This window comes from Pseudofrankia sp. EUN1h (genome assembly GCF_001854645.1).
GTDB classification, from domain to species: Bacteria; Actinomycetota; Actinomycetes; order Frankiales; family Frankiaceae; genus Pseudofrankia; species Pseudofrankia saprophytica.
Genome location: NZ_MBLN01000046.1, coordinates 49,929 through 66,670, shown reverse-complemented (window position 1 = coordinate 66,670; position 16,742 = coordinate 49,929). Strand labels below are relative to the sequence as shown.

13 protein-coding genes are annotated in these 16,742 nt (G+C 72.8%); 9 read left to right on the top strand and 4 right to left on the bottom strand.

Features of this window, described 5'->3' with window-relative positions; genetic code table 11:
• Positions 1–5: 5 nt before the first annotated feature.
• Positions 6–668: a response regulator gene (locus tag BCD49_RS12640; protein ID WP_035927187.1), complete on the top strand. Its 663-nt coding sequence runs from the start codon at positions 6–8 to the stop codon at positions 666–668.
• A complete protein-coding gene (locus tag BCD49_RS12635) occupies positions 655–1,824 on the top strand; it encodes a DUF3616 domain-containing protein (RefSeq protein ID WP_083401409.1) in 1,170 nt (389 codons plus the stop codon). Before BCD49_RS12640 ends, BCD49_RS12635 begins: the two co-directional genes overlap by 14 nt.
• A 17-nt stretch (positions 1,825–1,841) precedes the next feature.
• Here BCD49_RS12635 and BCD49_RS12630 read toward each other — a convergent pair whose 3' ends face one another.
• The 3 genes from BCD49_RS12630 to mca form a co-directional block, all read right to left on the bottom strand.
• On the bottom strand, positions 1,842–4,841 hold the full coding sequence (locus BCD49_RS12630; RefSeq protein WP_071041508.1) for a leucine--tRNA ligase: 3,000 nt from the start codon (positions 4,839–4,841) through the stop codon (positions 1,842–1,844).
• Positions 4,842–5,088: 247 nt separating this feature from the next.
• Positions 5,089–5,367 carry a hypothetical protein gene (locus BCD49_RS12625; RefSeq protein ID WP_007511495.1) on the bottom strand — a complete coding sequence of 93 codons (279 nt, stop codon included), beginning with the start codon at positions 5,365–5,367 and terminating at the stop codon, positions 5,089–5,091.
• Between the two features lie 101 nt (positions 5,368–5,468).
• Positions 5,469–6,329 carry a mycothiol conjugate amidase Mca gene (mca, locus tag BCD49_RS12620; RefSeq protein WP_051466765.1) on the bottom strand — a complete coding sequence of 287 codons (861 nt, stop codon included), beginning with the start codon at positions 6,327–6,329 and terminating at the stop codon, positions 5,469–5,471.
• Between the two features lie 719 nt (positions 6,330–7,048).
• Here mca and greA point away from each other — a divergent pair.
• The 3 genes from greA to BCD49_RS12605 all read left to right on the top strand — a co-directional run bounded on the left by greA (position 7,049) and on the right by BCD49_RS12605 (position 11,434).
• The gene (gene greA / locus BCD49_RS12615) at positions 7,049–7,534 is read left to right on the top strand and encodes a transcription elongation factor GreA (RefSeq protein WP_007511491.1); all 486 of its coding nucleotides are present in this window, start codon (positions 7,049–7,051) and stop codon (positions 7,532–7,534) included.
• A gap of 362 nt (positions 7,535–7,896) precedes the next feature.
• Positions 7,897–9,285: a magnesium chelatase gene (locus BCD49_RS12610; protein WP_083401408.1), complete on the top strand. Its 1,389-nt coding sequence runs from the start codon at positions 7,897–7,899 to the stop codon at positions 9,283–9,285.
• A 157-nt stretch (positions 9,286–9,442) separates the two neighbouring features.
• Positions 9,443–11,434, top strand: coding sequence for a vWA domain-containing protein (locus tag BCD49_RS12605; protein WP_007511488.1), 1,992 nt, complete (start codon positions 9,443–9,445; stop codon positions 11,432–11,434).
• A 248-nt stretch (positions 11,435–11,682) separates the two neighbouring features.
• On the opposite strand, the gene BCD49_RS12600 is transcribed toward BCD49_RS12605, so the two are convergent.
• Positions 11,683–12,288 (bottom strand): helix-turn-helix transcriptional regulator, encoded by a 606-nt coding sequence (locus tag BCD49_RS12600; RefSeq protein ID WP_007511486.1) that lies wholly within the window; start codon positions 12,286–12,288, stop codon positions 11,683–11,685.
• Between the two features lie 102 nt (positions 12,289–12,390).
• Between BCD49_RS12600 and BCD49_RS12595 the strand changes: the two genes are divergently transcribed.
• The 4 genes from BCD49_RS12595 (at position 12,391) to BCD49_RS12580 (ending at position 16,717) form a co-directional block, all read left to right on the top strand.
• Positions 12,391–12,864 carry an antibiotic biosynthesis monooxygenase family protein gene (locus tag BCD49_RS12595; protein WP_007511484.1) on the top strand — a complete coding sequence of 158 codons (474 nt, stop codon included), beginning with the start codon at positions 12,391–12,393 and terminating at the stop codon, positions 12,862–12,864.
• 435 nt (positions 12,865–13,299) lie between these two features.
• Positions 13,300–14,370, top strand: a complete 1,071-nt coding sequence (locus tag BCD49_RS12590) for a trypsin-like serine peptidase (RefSeq protein WP_083401406.1) — start codon at positions 13,300–13,302, stop codon at positions 14,368–14,370.
• A gap of 147 nt (positions 14,371–14,517) precedes the next feature.
• Positions 14,518–14,982 (top strand): hypothetical protein, encoded by a 465-nt coding sequence (locus BCD49_RS12585; protein ID WP_027140415.1) that lies wholly within the window; start codon positions 14,518–14,520, stop codon positions 14,980–14,982.
• Positions 14,983–15,079: 97 nt separating this feature from the next.
• A complete protein-coding gene (locus BCD49_RS12580; protein ID WP_007511478.1) occupies positions 15,080–16,717 on the top strand; it encodes an MBOAT family O-acyltransferase in 1,638 nt (545 codons plus the stop codon).
• The last annotated feature ends 25 nt before the right edge of the window (positions 16,718–16,742 follow it).

The following is a 16,742-nucleotide window of genomic DNA, read 5'->3' as shown; positions in this document are numbered from 1 at the left end:
GGCGGATCGTGGTCGTGGACGACCACCCGCTGTGGCGCGACGCGCTGAGCCGGGACCTCGACGCCTCGGGCTTCCGGGTGGTCGGCACCGCCGGGTCGGTCGCGCAGGCGCTGCGCGTGGTGGCGGCGACCAGGCCGGACATCGTCGTGCTGGACCTCTCGCTGCCCGACGGCTCCGGGGTCGAGGTGATCCGTGGCCTGCGGGCGCAGGCCGGCGCGACCGGGTTTCGCGGGTCGGTGCTCGTCGTCTCCGCGTCCGGCGAGCAGGCGGACGTCCTGACGGCCGTCAAGTCCGGGGCGTCGGGCTACCTGGTCAAGTCGGCGCGTCCCGAGGAGCTCGTGGACGCGGTGCGCCGGACGGCCGCGGGCGAACCGGTCTTCAGCGCGGGCCTCGCGGCGCTGGTCCTCGGCGAGATGTCCCGCGCCGCCAGGGAACCGAGCCCCGCCCCCGGGAGGTCGGCGGCCGCGCCCCGGCTGACCGCCCGCGAGGTCGAGGTGCTGCGTCTCGTCGCCAAGGGCCTGACCGCGAGGGACGCCGCCGACCGCCTCGGGGTCTCCCCCCGCACCGTGCAGAATCACGTCCACAACGTCCTCAGCAAGCTTCAACTTCGCAACCGGGTGGAACTGGCCCGTTTTGCCGTCCGGGAGGGCTACGATGACCCCTCCTGACCGCCGATCGCCTCCAGCCACGGGCATCGCCACGGTGGTCGTCCGGCTCGGCGGTCCCGGGGACGACACCRTCAGGCCCGACGGGCGCGCCGCCGACCTCGTCGACGCCACCGAGTCGCTGTCGACCCTCAAGGCGGAGGGGCGTTGCCTCTGGCTTGGCGCGGACGAGACGGTCGCGATCGAGCGGGTGACGCTCGACGCCGCCGGCGACGCCTACGGCGGCCATGTCTCGTTCCCGATCGGAGACTTCCTGCCGCTACCCGAGGGGCCGGGCGATGACGGCGTCGTGCCGGAGATAGACATCGAGGGCATCGACCGAGCCGGCGGCTACCTCTGGTTCGTCGGCTCGCACAGTCTGACCCGCAGGCGGGTGAAGCCGGGCCATGCCACCGAGAAGGCCCTGCTCCGGCTCGCCAAGGTCGCCAGGAACCGCAACCGTTTCCTGATCGGGCGCATCCCCGTGGTGACGGCCGGCGGCCTGCCGACGCTCGTCGCGTCCGCGCCCGACCCCACCCGGCCAGGCACCCGGCTCACCGCCGCCGCGCTTGGTCTGCGCAGGCGGACCCGGCTGACGACGGCGCTCGCCGACGACGAGCATCTCGGCCGCTTCTTGAAGATCCCCAGCAAGGACAACGGCCTGGACGTCGAAGGCCTCGCCGTCGCCGGCGAGAGGATCTACGTCGGCCTGCGCGGCCCGGTGCTGCGCGGGTGGGCCGTCGTCCTCGAACTGCGCCTGGTCGACGGCCCTGGCCAGCACCTGCTGCTCGCCCCCGTCGACGGCCGCCGGCCTCGCGCGACCGGCGTGCCCTACCGCAAGCACTTCCTCGATCTCGACGGTCTCGGCGTCCGCGACCTCCTGGCGCACGGCGACGACCTTCTTCTCCTCGCCGGCCCGACGATGGACCTGGACGGCCCGGTCCGCGTCTACCGTTGGCGCGGCGCGGCCCATGCGCGCGCCAGCGTCGTGGTCACCGGCAACCAACTCGAGAAGGTCCTCGACATTCCCTATGGGGACGGCGTCGATCACGCGGAGGGCATCACCCACGCCCCCGGCGACGACGGGACGCTCCTGGTCGCCTACGACAGCCCGTCCCCCCGCCGCCGTCCCCGCCCCCATGAGGTACTTCTCGACCGGATCCCCCTCCCCGGCTCCTGACAGCCGGCCGGATCGGGTCAGGCGACGGCGATGTTGACGATGCGGCCGGGGACGATGATCAGGCGCTTCACCGTCTTGCCGTCGGTGTGCCTGGCGTAGTCGGCGTGGGCGGTCAGCGCGGTCCGGATGTCGTCCTCGCCGGCGCCGGCGGGGACGGACAGGGTGAAGCGGACCTTGCCGTTGACCTGGACCGGCAGCGTCACCGACGACTCGGCCGCCAGCGCCTCGTCACCCACCGGGAACGGCTCGTGGACCAGTGATCCGTCGTGGCCCAGCCGTGCCCACAGTTCCTCGGCGATGTGCGGCGCCAGCGGGGCGACCATCAGGACCATCGCCTCGGCCAGCGCGCGCGGCGGCCGGTTCGCGTCGCTGTAGTGCTTGCTGACGAAGTTCGTCAGCTCGATCAGCCGGGCGACGGCGGTGTTGAAGCGCATCCCGGCGTAGTCGGCGCGCACCGCCAGGATCGTGCGGTGCAGCGTCCGGGTCGCCTCGTCGTCCGGCTCCGCGTCGACCACCCTGGCCTCGCCGGTCGCCTCGTCGACCAGGTTGCGCCACAGCCGCTGCAGGAACCGGTGCGGGCCGACGATGTCATCGGTCCGCCAGGGGCGGTCGGCGTCCAGCGGGCCCATCGCCATCTCGTAGACGCGCAGGGTGTCGGCGCCATAGGCGTCGTACATCTCGTCGGGCGTCACGCTGTTCTTCAGGCTCTTGCCCATCTTCCCGGACCGTCGGGTGACGGGTTCGCCCTGGTAGCGCAGGGCGCCGCCGGAGTCGGTGGTCACCTCGACCGCGGGCACGTACATGCCGCGGGCGTCCAGGAACGCGTCGGCCTGGATGTAGCCCTGGTTGAACAGCCGCTTGAACGGCTCCTTCGTCGACACCAGGCCCAGGTCGTACAGGACCTTGTGCCAGAACCGGGCGTACAGCAGGTGCAGCACGGCGTGCTCGACACCGCCGACGTACAGGTCGACGCCGCCGTCCCCCGCGGGCCCGCTGACGGCCTGCATCCAGTAGCGCTCGATCTCCGGGTCGACGAACCGCTCCGTGTCCGTCGGGTCCAGGTAACGCAGGTAGTACCAGCAGGAGCCGGCCCACTGCGGCATCGTGTTCGTCTCGCGCCGGTACTGGCGCGGCCCGTCGCCCAGATCCAGCGTCACCGTCGTCCAGTCGGTGGCCCGGGCCAGCGGCGGCACGGGCTCGGACGCGTCGTCGTCGGCCATCGGGGTCGGCCGGAAGTCCGTCATCTCCGGCAGCTCGACGGGCAGCGCCTCGTCGGGCACGGCGATCGGCAGGCCGGTCTCGTCGTAGACGATCGGGAACGGCTCGCCCCAGTAGCGCTGCCGGGAGAACAGCCAGTCGCGCAGCCGGTAGGACCGGGCGGCCCGGCCACGGCCGGCGTCCTCCAGCCAGGAGACGGTGGTCTTCACCGCGTCGGCCTTGGACAGGCCGGTCAGCACCGGGGCGCCGGGCGGGGCGGGCAGGTACTCGCCCTCGCCGGAGAACGCCACCGGCCAGACGTCGACCGAGTCTTTCGAGGACAGGCCGTGCTCGGCCAGGAAGTCGTCGCTGGGCGCCAGCACCGGTGGGGTCGGCAGGCCGAACTCGCGGGCGAAGGAGAAGTCGCGCTGGTCGTGTGCGGGGACGGCCATGACGGCGCCGGTGCCGTAACCCAGCAGCACATAGTCCGCCAGGAAGATCGGGATGGCCACCCCGGTGATCGGGTTGCGGGCGTAGGCACCGGTGAAGACGCCGGTGCGGTCGACCTCCTCGCCGCGCTGGCGATCGCTGCGCTTGCCGGCGAAGTCCCGGTAGGCGGCGACGGCGGCGGCGGGGGTCCATTCGGCCTCGGCGACGTCGACCGGGCGAGCTTCCTCGAACTTCCAGCCGTCCGGGGTGCCGTCGCGCCAGGCGGCGGCCGTCAGGTGCTCGACCAGCGGGTGCTCGGGCGCCAGCACCATGAACGTCGCGCCGGGCAGGGTGTCCGGGCGGGTGGTGTACACCTCTACCGCCAGCGCGGGACCGGGCGGGTCGTCGGGGCCGCCGATCCAGGCCGGGAACGTGACGTGGGCGCCATCGGAGGGGCCGATCCAGTTGCGCTGCATCTGCTTGATCGAGTCCGGCCAGTCGACCAGATCCAGGTCGGCCATCAGCCGTTCGGCGTAGGCGGTGATCCGCAGCGTCCACTGGCGCAGCGGGCGGCGGAACACCGGGTAGTTGCCGATGTCGCTGCGGCCCTCGGCGGTGACCTCCTCGTTGGCCAGCACGGTGCCCAGCCCGGGGCACCAGTTGACCAGGCCCTCGGCCAGGTAGGCCAGCCGGTGGCCGTCGACGACCCTGCGACGCTCGGTGGCGTCCAGCTCGCCCCAGGGCAGGCCGGACGGGTTCGTCTCCTGGCTCGGGACGCGGGTGCCCGCCTCGAACTCGGCGACCAGCTCGGCGATCGGGCGGGCCCGGTCCAGGCGCTCGTCGTACCAGCTGTCGAAGATCTTCTTGAAGATCCACTGCGTCCACCGGTAGTACGTGACGTCGGTGGTCGCGATCTCGCGGCGGGTGTCGTGACCCAGGCCCAGCCGGCCCAGCTGGCGTCGCATGTTCCGGATGTTCGCCTCGGTCGTCACCCGCGGGTGYTGGCCGGTGTTGATGGCGTACTGCTCGGCGGGCAGCCCGAAGGCGTCGTAGCCGAAGGTGTGCAGCAYGTGCTTCCCGGTCATCCGCAGGTAGCGCGCATACACGTCGGTGCCGATGTAGCCCAGCGGGTGGCCGACGTGCAGCCCCGCGCCGCTCGGGTACGGGAACATGTCCAGGACGAAGAACGGGGTCAGCCCCTTGACCTCCTCGAACCCGTCGGACAGCGGTCCGACCGGGTTCGGGGACGCGAACGTGCCTCGCTCGCGCCACCAGGTCTGCCACCGGTTCTCGATCTCACCCGCGAGCCGCGCGCCGTACCGGAACGACGGCTCGGTCTCCGCCGCCGCGGTGGCGGGTGGGGTCGTGATGTCCTGAGCGTTGTCGGTCATTCTCGTCGCATCCACTCGGCGGGTCATGATCCACGCGATCCACGCGCGCGTGTGATCACGCGGCTCCACATCAGGCGGCCGCGGGCGCGGACAGTGTCGATCGTCTCCGTCCGAGCGTACCGGGGCGACCGAATTTCCAGCCGGCGCGCCGGCCGTCGGCATCCGCCACCGGCCAGATCAAGCGGGCGGCTCCGGCGTTCGGGCGACGGCGCTGGTCGGCGGGGGCGCGTGACCCGCGCGCCCGTTTCTATGCGTTGCGGTCGGTGTCCGCGGACCCGTCGGCCTGGCGGGGAACGGCGACCTGCCCGGATTTGTCGCCGGCGCCGCCCTCGGCCGAAGGAGCGCCGGCCCTCGCGGCCCCGAAGGCGCCCCGGTCGACGTTGCTGCGCAGCCGCTTGAGGCTGCCGAACATGAAGTAGAAGACCAAACCAGCCGCCACAACAAGGAAGACCACGATGAGCAGCCCAGCTGTCCCACCGCTGACCTCATCGGCCGCAAGCACCGGCCCAGCAAGCACCTGGTTCACAACCTGACCTTACGCCCATCACCAGCGCATCTTCGGCGCACAGCCAGGCGGGGCCCCCGGGGTTCCCGCCGGACCCGCGGACCTCGCGGAGGCCGGGGAAGCTACCGGATGCCGGCGAAGAGGTCGTCCTCGGGGAGGGTGCCGACCTCGATGAGAGAACGGGCGAGCTGGTAGTCCTCCGTGGGCCAGGCCTCGCGCTGCAGGTCCATCGGCACCCGGAACCAGGGGCCGTTCGGGTCGACCTGGGTGGCGTGGGCCAGCAGCGCCCGGTCACGCACCTCGAAGTAGTCGGCGCACTCGACGCTGGTCGTGAGCCGGGCGCTGTCCTCGGCTCGGTCGATCCAGTTCTCCAGCCGCTCCCCGTAGGGCGATTCGAGGCCACGGGTCTGCATCGCCTCGTGCAGCGCCAGGATGCGCGCCTTGTGGAAGGTGAGGTGGTAGTAGAGCTTCAGCGGCTGCCACGGCTCAAGATCCGCGGCCACGCCGTGCTCCGGGTAGCGCTCCGGGTCGCCGGCCGCCTCGAACGCCACCGCGCTGATCTTGTGGGTCATGATGTGGTCGGGGTGCGGGTAGCCGCCGTTCTCGTCGTAGGTCGTGATGACCTGCGGCCGGAACTCACGGATCAGCCGGACCAGCGGCGCGGCCGCCTCCCGCGGGTCGAGCGTGGCGAACGTGCCCGCCGGCAGCGGCGGCAGCGGGTCGCCCTCCGGCAGGCCCGAGTCGACGAAGCCGAGCCAGGTCTGCCGGACGCCGAGGATGGCCCGCGCCCGCTCCATCTCCTCGCGGCGCAGGTCGGACAGCCGCTCGACGATCTCGGGCTTGTCCAGCGCCGGGTTGAGCACGCTGCCCGCCTCGCCGCCCGTGCAGGTGACGACGAGAACCTCGATGCCCTCGCTCACGTAGCGCGCCATCGTCGCGGCGCCCTTGCTGGACTCGTCGTCGGGGTGGGCGTGTATGGCCATCAGCCGAAGACCGCGGCCCGACGCGGCCTTGGGCTCGGACAGGGGCTCGGCGGCGACCGCGCGCTCGGCGGCGAAGCCGCTGCCAGCGGAGGCTGCCTCGGGGTTCACCGGCATAGGGCCATTGTGGCTGATACCCCCGACAGGCCAGACTCGCCACGGCGTCTCACCAGGCCATGCACGTCAATGTGTCCGACGTCACGCGACCCGCCCGCGACACGCCGCGGCCGCGACCGGACCCGGCCCGCCAGGGCCAGGGCCACGAACTCCCACCAGCGAGACCATCAGGCGGCTGGCTCCGATCCGGAACCACGCGAGGGGGCCGCCAGACGCCCGACAGGCCGGGGCGCCCACTGCCACGACCGGGCCCCGACCGGACCCCGACCGTGGCCAAGTTCACGTTCGTTATGGAAAAGTCACCGAACGCCGTGGCACAATGCACCGTCCGCGCACGCGTCCCTGGGACAGTGAGGTCCGACGAGGGGGYGCGCGGTCGCGGCGCGGCGTGACGTCGGCGTTGTCCGTCCTGGCACACAGGGCAGGCGCCGCGTGACCGTCGGTGTCAGCGTCTCCGGACCTGGGGATGTGACCGACGGGGTCCAGGACGTCGAGGACCGCCGGATCACCGCCCTTCGCCGGATGGGCGTGCGTCGTGTGTCGTCCGGAGTTTCTAGATCTTCCTGATAATCTGAGTATTTGCTTTGCTACGAGGAGCGTGACGCGTGACCCAGCAGACCTGGCTCACCCAGGAGGCTTACGACCGGCTTCGCTCCGAGCTCGACTACCTCACCACGACCGGCCGCACCGAGCTGGCCAACAAGATCGAGGCCGCCCGCGAGGAGGGCGACCTGAAGGAGAACGGCGGCTACCACGCCGCCAAGGAGGAGCAGGGCAAGCAGGAGGCCCGCATCCGCCAGCTCACCGACCTGCTGCGGGACGCCAAGGTGGGCGAGCCGGCGGCGGGCACCGCCGGCGTGGCTGGGCCCGGCATGGTCGTCGAGGTCCGCTTCCCCGGCGAGAAGGACACCGAGAGGTTCCTCATCGGCTCCCGGGAGGACCACAGCGCGGCCATCGAGGTCTTCTCCCCCGCCTCTCCGCTCGGCGGCGCGGTGAACGGCCACAAGGCCGGCGAGAAGGTCAACTACACCCTCCCGAACGGCCGGGGCGCCTCCGTCGAGATCGTCTCCGTCGCCCCGTACGCCCGCTGAGCCGCGGCGGTCGGGTAGTCGCGCCACCGGGGCCTCCCCCGGTGACTGCGCCGGTGACTGCCCCCCGCCGGCAGGGGCTTTCAGCTCTCGAACCTTCCGGAACTGCCCTGATCAGCGGGCACGCGGAGGGGACCCGATTCGGGGTGAGTTTGGCAACCGGGCTGGCGAAGCCGTAGCCGGGCGGTAGCGTCGGTGGGGTGGTAGATCTGCCGGTCCCGCCCCGTCCCACCGCCTCGTCGTCGGCGGCCGTCCCGTCTCGGGCCTCCCGAGTCGACGGCGTACCGGATCGGCTTCGCCGATCCGGTACGAGTTTTGCCGTCGATCCGGCGGGAGCCGCGGGCTCGACGCCAGCGGGCACGACCGTGAGCGGCCTGCGCGCGTCCGGGCACGTGTACCGCTCCGTGCGTACCGAGCTACGAGACAACCTGCTCACCAGGCTGGCCGCCGGTGAGAACCGGTTCCCCGGCATCGTCGGCTTCGACGACACGGTGCTGCCCCAGGTGGAGCGCGCGCTGCTGGCCGGCCACGACATCGTCTTCCTGGGCGAGCGCGGCCAGGGCAAGACCCGCCTCATCCGCACGCTCGTCGGCCTGCTCGACGAGTGGTCGCCGGTGGTCGCCGGCTGCGAGATCAACGATCACCCGTACGCGCCCGTCTGCGGGCGCTGCCGCGCGCTGCACGCCGAGGTGGGCGACGAGCTGCCGGTGGCGTGGCGGCACCGCGACGACCGGTTCGGGGAGAAGCTCGCGACCCCGGACACCAGCGTCGGCGACCTGATCGGCGACGTGGACCCGGTGAAGGTCGCCGAGGGTCGCACCCTCGGTGACCCGGAGACCGTCCACTACGGCCTGGTTCCCCGTTGCAACCGCGGCATCTTCAGCGTCAACGAGCTGCCTGACCTGGCAGAGCGCATCCAGGTGGCGCTGCTCAACGTGCTGGAGGAACGCGACATCCAGGTCCGCGGCTACCTGCTGCGGCTTCCCATGGACCTGCTGCTGGTCGCCTCCGCCAACCCGGAGGACTACACCAACCGCGGCCGGATCATCACCCCGCTCAAGGACCGGTTCGGCGCCGAGGTGCGCACCCACTACCCGCTGCGCCTCGACGACGAGCTGCGGCTCATCCGCCAGGAGGCGGTGCTGGCCTGGGAGGGCTCCCCGCTGGGCGCGCCGGCGCTGCCCGACCACCTGATCGAGATCGTCGCCCGCTTCACCCGGCTGGTCCGCGACGCCCCCCAGGTGGACCAGCGCTCCGGCGTGTCGGCCCGGCTCGCCGTCGCCGCCGCCGAGACGGTGGCCGCCTCCGCGGTCCGGCGAGCGGCGCTGACCGGCGAGGACGTCCCGACGGCCCGGGTCGTCGACCTCGGATCGATCGTGCCGGCCGTGCGCGGCAAGGTCGAGTTCGAGGCGCTCGAGGAGGGCAGGGAGGACGAGATCCTCACCCACCTGCTGCGCCGGGCGATCGCCGAGACGTTCCGGGCCCGGCTCGCCGGCACGGACCTGGCCGGGCTGCAGAAGCGCTTCGACGCGGACGGCCCGGTGGAGACCGGCGACCTGGTCCCGGCCGCCGAGCTGCTGCGCCGGGTCGGCCCGGTCCCCGGGCTCGCCGGCATGCTCACCAAGCTCGGGGTGGACGGCGCCGAGTCGCCGGGGCTCGCCGCCGCGGCGCTGGAGCTGGCGATGGAGGGCCTGCACCTCAACCGCCGGCTCGCCAAGGAGGAACTGCCCGGACGGACGGTCTACGGCGGCTGACCGCGAGCGGCGCCGCCGGCGGGGACGGGTACCCACGGCGGGCCGGGATCTCGGGGCCAGCGGGACATGACAGAGAGCGGCGCGGGGCGGACGCACCCTGAACCACAGGGGCGTGGAACCTCGCGAAGCGAGGCCCTGAGAGGCACGGGATCACACGGTGAGCAACGAGTTCCGCTACGGCCCCTGGGCGGGCGGCCCCGACCCGCTCGACTTCCCGTTCGCCGCCACCGACGCCCTCGACGAGATGTCCCGCCAGGTGCTGGAAGGCCGCACGCCGCGCGAGGCCCTCGACTCGCTGCTGCGCCGCGGCATGAACGACCGGCGCGGGCTCGACGACCTTCGCCGCGCGGTCGACCGGCGCCGCCGGGAGGTGCGTTCCCGGGGCCGGCTCGACGGCACGCTGCAGGAGGTGCGCCGGCTGCTCGACACCGCGATCGGCCAGGAGCGGGCGGCTCTGTTCCCCGACCCGTCGGACGACGCGCGGATGCGCGAGGCCGAACTGGACGCGCTGCCGGGCGACCCGGCCCGCGCGGTGCGCGAGCTCGCCGACTACGACTGGCGCTCCGAGCAGGCCCGCGAGACCTACGACCAGATCGCCGACCTGTTGCGCCGCGAGGTCCTCGACTCCCAGTTCCGCGGGATGAAGGAGGCGCTGACCGGCGCCACCCCGGAGGACATGGGCCGGGTGCGCGACATGGTCCGCGCGCTCAACGAGCTGCTGGCCCAGGACGCCCGCGGCGAGGACACCGACGAGGCGTTCCGCGAGTTCATGCGCGAGTTCGGGGAGTTCTTCCCCGAGCAGCCCGGCAACCTCGAGGAACTGGTCGACACGCTGGCCCGCCGCTCGGCCGCCGCCGCCCGCCTGCTCGCGGGCCTGTCGCCGAAGCAGCGCCAGGAGCTGGCCGAGCTGATGGCCTCCGCCGTCCAGGACATGGGCCTGGCCGACGAGCTCTCCCAGCTCGGCGACGCGCTTCGGGCCGCCCGCCCGAACCTCAACTGGGGCATGCGCCCGTCGGGGCGAGCGAACGGCTTCGGCGACCCGCGCGGCGGCGGGGCCGGGCTCGGCCTCGGCGACGCGACGTCGGCGATCGAGGAGCTCGCCGAGCTCGACGAGCTGGCCGCCGCGCTCAGCCAGGACTACCCGGGAGCCTCGCTCGACGACGTCGACCCGGAGGCGGTCGCCGCGGCGCTGGGCCGCTCCGCCGTCGACGACCTGCGCCAGCTTCAGCAGATCGAGCGCGAGTTGGAACGCGCGGGTTTCATCACCCGCCGTTCCGGGCGCCTCGAGCTCACGCCCCGGGCGGTACGCCGGATCGGCCAGTCGGCGCTGGCCAGGATCTTCCGGCAGATCTCGTCGGGCGCGCGCGGCGACCACGCGCAGACCGACGCCGGCGGCGCGGGTGAGCTGATCGGTACCGCGCGCGCCTGGGAGTTCGGGGACACGCAGCCGATCGACGTCGTACGGACCGTGCGCAACGCGGTGCTCCGGTCAGGCCCGCCCGGCCCGGGCGGGGCGATCCGGCTGAAGGTCGAGGACTTCGCCGTGGCCGAGACGGAGCGACGTACCTCGGCCGCCGTCTGCCTGCTCGTCGACCTGTCCTACTCGATGGCGCTGCGCGGCACCTGGGGGATAGCGAAGTCGACGGCGCTGGCCCTGCACACCCTGGTGACCACGAAGTTCCCGCAGGACAAGATCCATATCATCGGCTTCTCGGACTACGCCCGCGAGCTGCGGCCGGTGGAGCTGGCCGGCCTCGACTCGGAGATGGTGCAGGGCACGAACCTGCAGCACGCCCTGCTGATCGCCGGCCGGCTGCTGTCGCGCTACCCCGAGTCGGAGCCGGTCGTCATGGTCGTGACCGACGGCGAGCCGACGGCGCATCTGCTGCGCGACGGCACACCGGCCTTCTCGTGGCCGCCGATGCCGGAGACGCTGGAGCTCACCCTCGCCGAGGTCGACCGGCTGACCAGGCGCGGTGTCAACATCAACGTCTTCATGCTGGACACCGAGCCGCGGCTGGTGCGCTTCGTCGAGGAGATGGCCCGGCGCAACGGTGGCCGAGTGCTCTCCCCCGACCCGAACGCGCTCGACCAGTACGTCGTCCACGACTACCTGCGCTCCCGCGGCGGCCGCCGCGCGGCCCGCTGAGGCGGTCCGGCGGCAGACGCTCCGCGCCGGGCGCCGGGCGCCGGGCGCCGGGCGCCCTCGCCACCTGGATCCGGCCTGCGGCCTATGACGGTGGCTAGGTTGGCTCAGGGTTGCCGAGGTGGCTGGCAGACCTCCCAGATCGCTTCGCGATCCGGCAGGGACCCCGGGCGCTGCGCCGATGCGCCGTCACCACGGGCGGTCGGCTGCCGCTTGGCAGTGAGGTCCAAGACCATGGGACGACACAGCATCTAGTCGGTGGGCGGGGGGATCCGGCCGGCGGTGAGGTCCGCGAGCAGTTTCTCCCAGAAGTCCACTTGCAGCCGCTCATAGCCGAGGCCGAGTTCCAGCGCGCGCCGCAGGGACCACGGCATCGCGTCCGTCGGGAGCGCCGCCAACGTCTCATAGGTGGCGAGCTGCGCCCGGTGAGCGGCCGCCTGCCCACGCGCGAGCGTCACCGCGTCCGCCGGGCGGCCCAGCTCCGCGAACGCGAGTTTCAGCAGGCCCGGCGCGCGCAACTCCCCCAGTGCCGTCTCGCCGCCGGCGAGCCAGTCGGTGAGCGCCGACCGGCCGGCGTCGGTGATCCGGAAGATTCGGCGGCGGCGCCCGAACTCCTCGCGCTCCTCGGCGAGCAGGCCGGCCTCGGCCAGCCGCGGCGGTTCCTTGTAGAGCTGCGCGTGCGGGAAGGACCAGAAGTTCCCGACCGACTGCGCGGCGAACGTCTTCAGGTCGTAGGGCGTGGCCGTGCCGTGCCTGGCCACGAGCCCGAGCACCAGGTAGGAGACCGGCGTCAGCGACGCCGCGCCCGGCGCCGACGAGGGCGGGTGGGTCGCGCCGGGCGCGTCTTCCTCTTCCACAGCTCGCAGACTACCCCTTGCGGACGGTCCGATTCATACTATAGTTATGACCGTCCGAAACAGACGGTCTACTATGGACCGTAAGAGTCCCAGGAGCTTCAGATGGCCACCATTCCCTGGTCCACGCCGTCCGCCGCCGGCTCGGCCGCGTCCGCCACCGCGACGACCGCGCCCACCGAGACGCCCGACCCGTCGGCCGGCGCACCGGTGGTCATGGCCTCCCGGTTCTCGATCGCCTCCCGCCGGCACACCGTGACGATGCTCCGGCACGCCCTGCGGGTACGGCGCGCGCTGCTGGCCACCCCCGGCGCTCTCGGGGTATCACTCGTCGCCCGCCCGATGCGCGGCGAGTACTGGACGCTGTCGGGCTGGACCGACCGGCGGGCGCTCGACGGGTTCGTGCGCTCGCCCGAGCACCGGGCGGCGATGCGCACGCTCGGGCCCGCGATGGCGGACTCCACGTTCGTCTTCTGGGCGCACGACGCCGCGGCCGAGCCGCCGACCTGGACCGAGGCCACGGCCCGCGTCGACGCCGATCGGGCGCTGCCGCCGTCGGCGCCGGACCCGACCGCCTGACCACGGTTGGGGCCCGACTGGGGTCGGGACCCCGAGTGCCCCCACTGACCCAGCTGCCCGGGCTGGCCCAGCCCGTTCGGAGCGCGGGAACCCCGGTCGCCGCTGTTACCGTCCGCACTCATGTCTTCACAGATCGGGGTGGGGTCTTCGTCGACCCTGGAAGACGGCGCCACAGATCCGTCCGGCGTCACGCGTTCCAAACGAGGCCAACATCGCCGTCGCGGTGACCGGCGTGGCTGGTCCCGCCCCCGCGGCCGACACGAGCGATCCGGGCCACGCGGCCCGCGGGCCCTGGTCGGCCAGCGGAGCCAGCGTCGCCAGCGGGACGGTCTCGACCAACGCACGGGTGGTCGCGGCGGCACGACGCCCGGCGGCGGCTGGCGGCACGGCGCCGCGCGGCGGCGGCGCCCCTGGCTCGCCGGGCTCACGGTCGCGGTGGCGGCCATCGCCGCCCTGTTCCTGCTGGGACCGGCCCCGAGCCCCTCGTCGGAGCCCGCGTCCTCGGGCGTGACCGACGATCCCGTCGCCGGGGTCCCGACGGCTCCGGTGACGTCCCAACGCCAGGCGCAGACCGACGAGGAACTGGCGCGCTACTGGACGCCGGGGCGCCGGGCCCAGGCCGTCGACGGCGACGTCGCCCAGCGGCCCGGCACACTCGCGCCGGACGCCCAGCCCGCCAGCCCGGCCGCGGGCCTGGCGCCTGGCCCGCGCTCGCCCGACGCCCAGCCACCCGGCGTCCAGCGACCCGACGCCCAGCCACCCGACGGCCAACTGTCCGGCGCTGTGGTACCCAGCGCCGCGGTGCCCGGCCGGGTACCGCTCGCGGGCAACCAGGTCATGCCCTACCGCGGCGGCGGGCTCGCGGCACGCGCCGAGGGAGCGTTGTTCAGCACGATCGCCGGCACCGACTACGCCTGCTCCGGCACCGTGGTCGACAGCACCGGCGGCGACCTCGTGCTGACCGCCGGGCACTGCCTGCACGAGGGGGGCGCGAGAGGCGGGTTCGCCACCAACGTCATCTTCATCCCCGGCTACGCGAACGGCGCCTCGCCCTACGGCGTCTGGCATGCCCGGCAGCTGACCGTCACGAACGGCTGGGGATACCAGCAGAACTTCAGCGAGGACGTGGGTTTCCTGGCCCTGCGGCCGCTCGGCGGCCKAACGGTCCAGGCCGTGATCGGCGGGGCCTTCCCGATCGGCTTCGGGACGGGCCGGCAGCCGCAGACCGTTCTCGGCTACCCGAAGCTTCCGCCCTACGACGGCACGACGCTGATGTACTGCTCCGCCACGCCCACCGCCGACCCCAACGGCGGGACCTCGCTCGGCGTGCCCTGCGCCATGACCGCCGGCGCGAGCGGAGGCGCCTGGTTCACCGGGTTCGCCGGTGGCGGGGGCACCGTGGACTCGGTGGTCAGCTACGCCTACTCGGCAGATCCCGGCACCATCTATGGCACCTGGTTCGGCCCGGCGATCCGAGACCTGTACCAGCACGCGATAGGCCTGTGACAGACCGATGACGCCCTGCTGAGACGAGCGCCGCGCGCTCATCCCAGCAGGAGGCGACGATCGCGGACCCGGCAGGCGGGCGTGGGGCCGGCCCTCGCGGCGGGGCCGGCCCTCGCGGCGCTTCGGGCGGTCGGTAGCGTCGTGCGCATGCCGCACAGTGGGCCGTACGGGCTGGTTCTGGCCCTGCACGTCGTGGGCGCCCTGTTCGTGATCAGCCCGCTGGCCTTCGCGGGGCTCTGCCTGCCCGCGATGACGTTCGTCGGCCTGCGGGCGCTCCCGCTGCTGCGCCCGGCGCCGCTGGTGCTGCGGCTGGCCGCCGCGGCCTCGCTCGGCGTCGTCGCCCTCGGCCTGGTCCTGGTCCGGCAGGGGCCGTTCGGCAGCGTGCGCCACTACGGAGACGGCTGGATCACCAGCTCCGTGGCCCTCTGGGCGATCGCCACCCTGCTCACGGTCACCATCCTGGCCAGCGGCGTCGCGACGGCGGTCGCCGAGATCGAGCAGACCGGGATGGCGGCCCGCCATCGGCTCCCGTGGCTCGCCCTCACCGGCCTGGTCACCACGTCCTGCTGGGTCGCGATCGTCTTCCTGATGGTGATCAAGCCCGGCATGTGAGAGTTACCGGCCTCGCCACCGACAGTCGCTATCAGTATCGATGGGATCACCTTGAGTAAGGTGACACCGGCTACCGATGGCGACGAGGGCGGTGCATGTGGTCTTTCCGACGATCGAGTTCGCCGCCTTCTTCCTGGTCGTGATGGCCCTGTCGTGGTGGCTGATGCCGCGGCCGCGGTACTGGAAGCCGTTCATGCTGGCGGCGAGCTACTTCTTCTACGGCTACACGGACACCCGGTTCGTGCTCCTGCTCGTCGCGTCGACGCTGGTCAACCAGGCCGCCGCCACCCTGCTGGCCCGCCGCCGTGACCGAAGGATCCTGATCGGCGCGATCGCGGCGGATCTCGGCCTCCTGGCCTGGTTCAAGTACTACGGGTTCTTCGCCCTGTCGGTGGACCGAACGCTCGACCAGATCGGGCTCGGCGCACCGCTGCCCCTCCTGCAGGTGGCGCTGCCGATCGGCATCTCCTTCTTCACGTTCCAGGCGCTCTCGTACGTCATCGACGTCTGGCGCGGCGACACCAGGCCGGCGAAGTTGATCGACTTCGCCGTCTACGAGGCGTTCTTCCCGCACCTGGTCGCCGGGCCGATCGTGCGGGCACGGGAGTTCATCCCGCAGCTGGCGAGCCCGCGCGACCGCGCCGCCGTCCCGGCGACCCGCGCCGTCTTCCTGATCTGCGGCGGCCTGGTCAAGAAGGTGGTGCTGGCCGACCTGCTGGCCCGCCGCCTGGTCGACCCGGTCTTCGACACGCCGGGGCAGCACTCGTCCATCGAGGTACTCGTCGCGATCTACGGCTACGCCGTGCAGATCTACTGTGACTTCTCGGCCTACTCGGACATCGCCATCGGGATCGCCCTGCTGCTGGGCTTCCGCTTCCCGGACAACTTCGACCGGCCGTACGCGGCGACCAGCCTGCGTGAGTTCTGGCGACGCTGGCACCTGACGCTCTCACGCTGGCTGCGCGACTACGTCTACGTGCCACTTGGTGGCAGCCGGCGCGGCCCGCGCCGCACCCAGCTGAACCTGCTGATCACGATGGTTCTCGGCGGGCTGTGGCACGGAGCGGCCTGGACGTTCGTCTGCTGGGGCGCGGCGCACGGGGCCGGTCTGGCGGCCGAGCGCGCGTTCGTCCGCCGCCGCGCCCGCCCCCACGGCCACCGCCGCCCGGTCGACGCGCTCATGCCGCTGGCCGCCGACCATGCCGCCCGTTCGGGGACCATCCCGCATCCGCGTGCGGGCGGTGACCCCGCCAGGCTCGATCCGGCCGGCTCCCCCGCCCTCACGCCGGCGTTGACGGCCGTGGCTCAAGCTCCAGCCCCAGTCGCGGCGCGGCTCGTCACGGTGGCACCGGGGACCGCGGCACCGGGGACGGAAGCACCCGAAACGGCGGGGACGGCGGCTGGCCGCTGGGTGCGCCGGATCGTGACCTTCCACCTTGTCTGCGCCGCCTGGGTGCTGTTCCGGTCCCCCGACCTGACGACCACCGGGGAGATCCTGCGCCGGCTGGTGACCGGTGGTCTCGCCGTCGGCCTGGTGACGCCGACAGTGATCCTCGCGATCGTCGTCGGCCTTGGCCTGGCCGCGGTGCCGGCGCGCTGGTGGGCGGCGGCCCAGGGTGCCTTCGACCAGCTGAGGCTGCCCGTCCAGGCGCTCGCCGTCGCCGCCTTCCTGCTGGTCATGTACTCGTTCGTCGGCCAGCAGGACGTCGCCCCGTTCATTTACTTTCGGTTCTGACGAGGCGCCCCGATATCACCCAGAG

Bases quoted from the DNA above. Each gene is read 5' to 3' on its own strand.
- BCD49_RS12585 (WP_027140415.1), top strand. From the start codon at position 14,518: ATGCCGCACAGTGGGCCGTACGGGCTGGTTCTGGCCCTGCACGTCGTG.
- BCD49_RS12595 (WP_007511484.1), top strand. From the start codon at position 12,391: ATGGCCACCATTCCCTGGTCCACGCCGTCCGCCGCCGGCTCGGCCGCG.
- mca (WP_051466765.1), bottom strand. From the start codon at position 6,329: ATGGCCATACACGCCCACCCCGACGACGAGTCCAGCAAGGGCGCCGCG.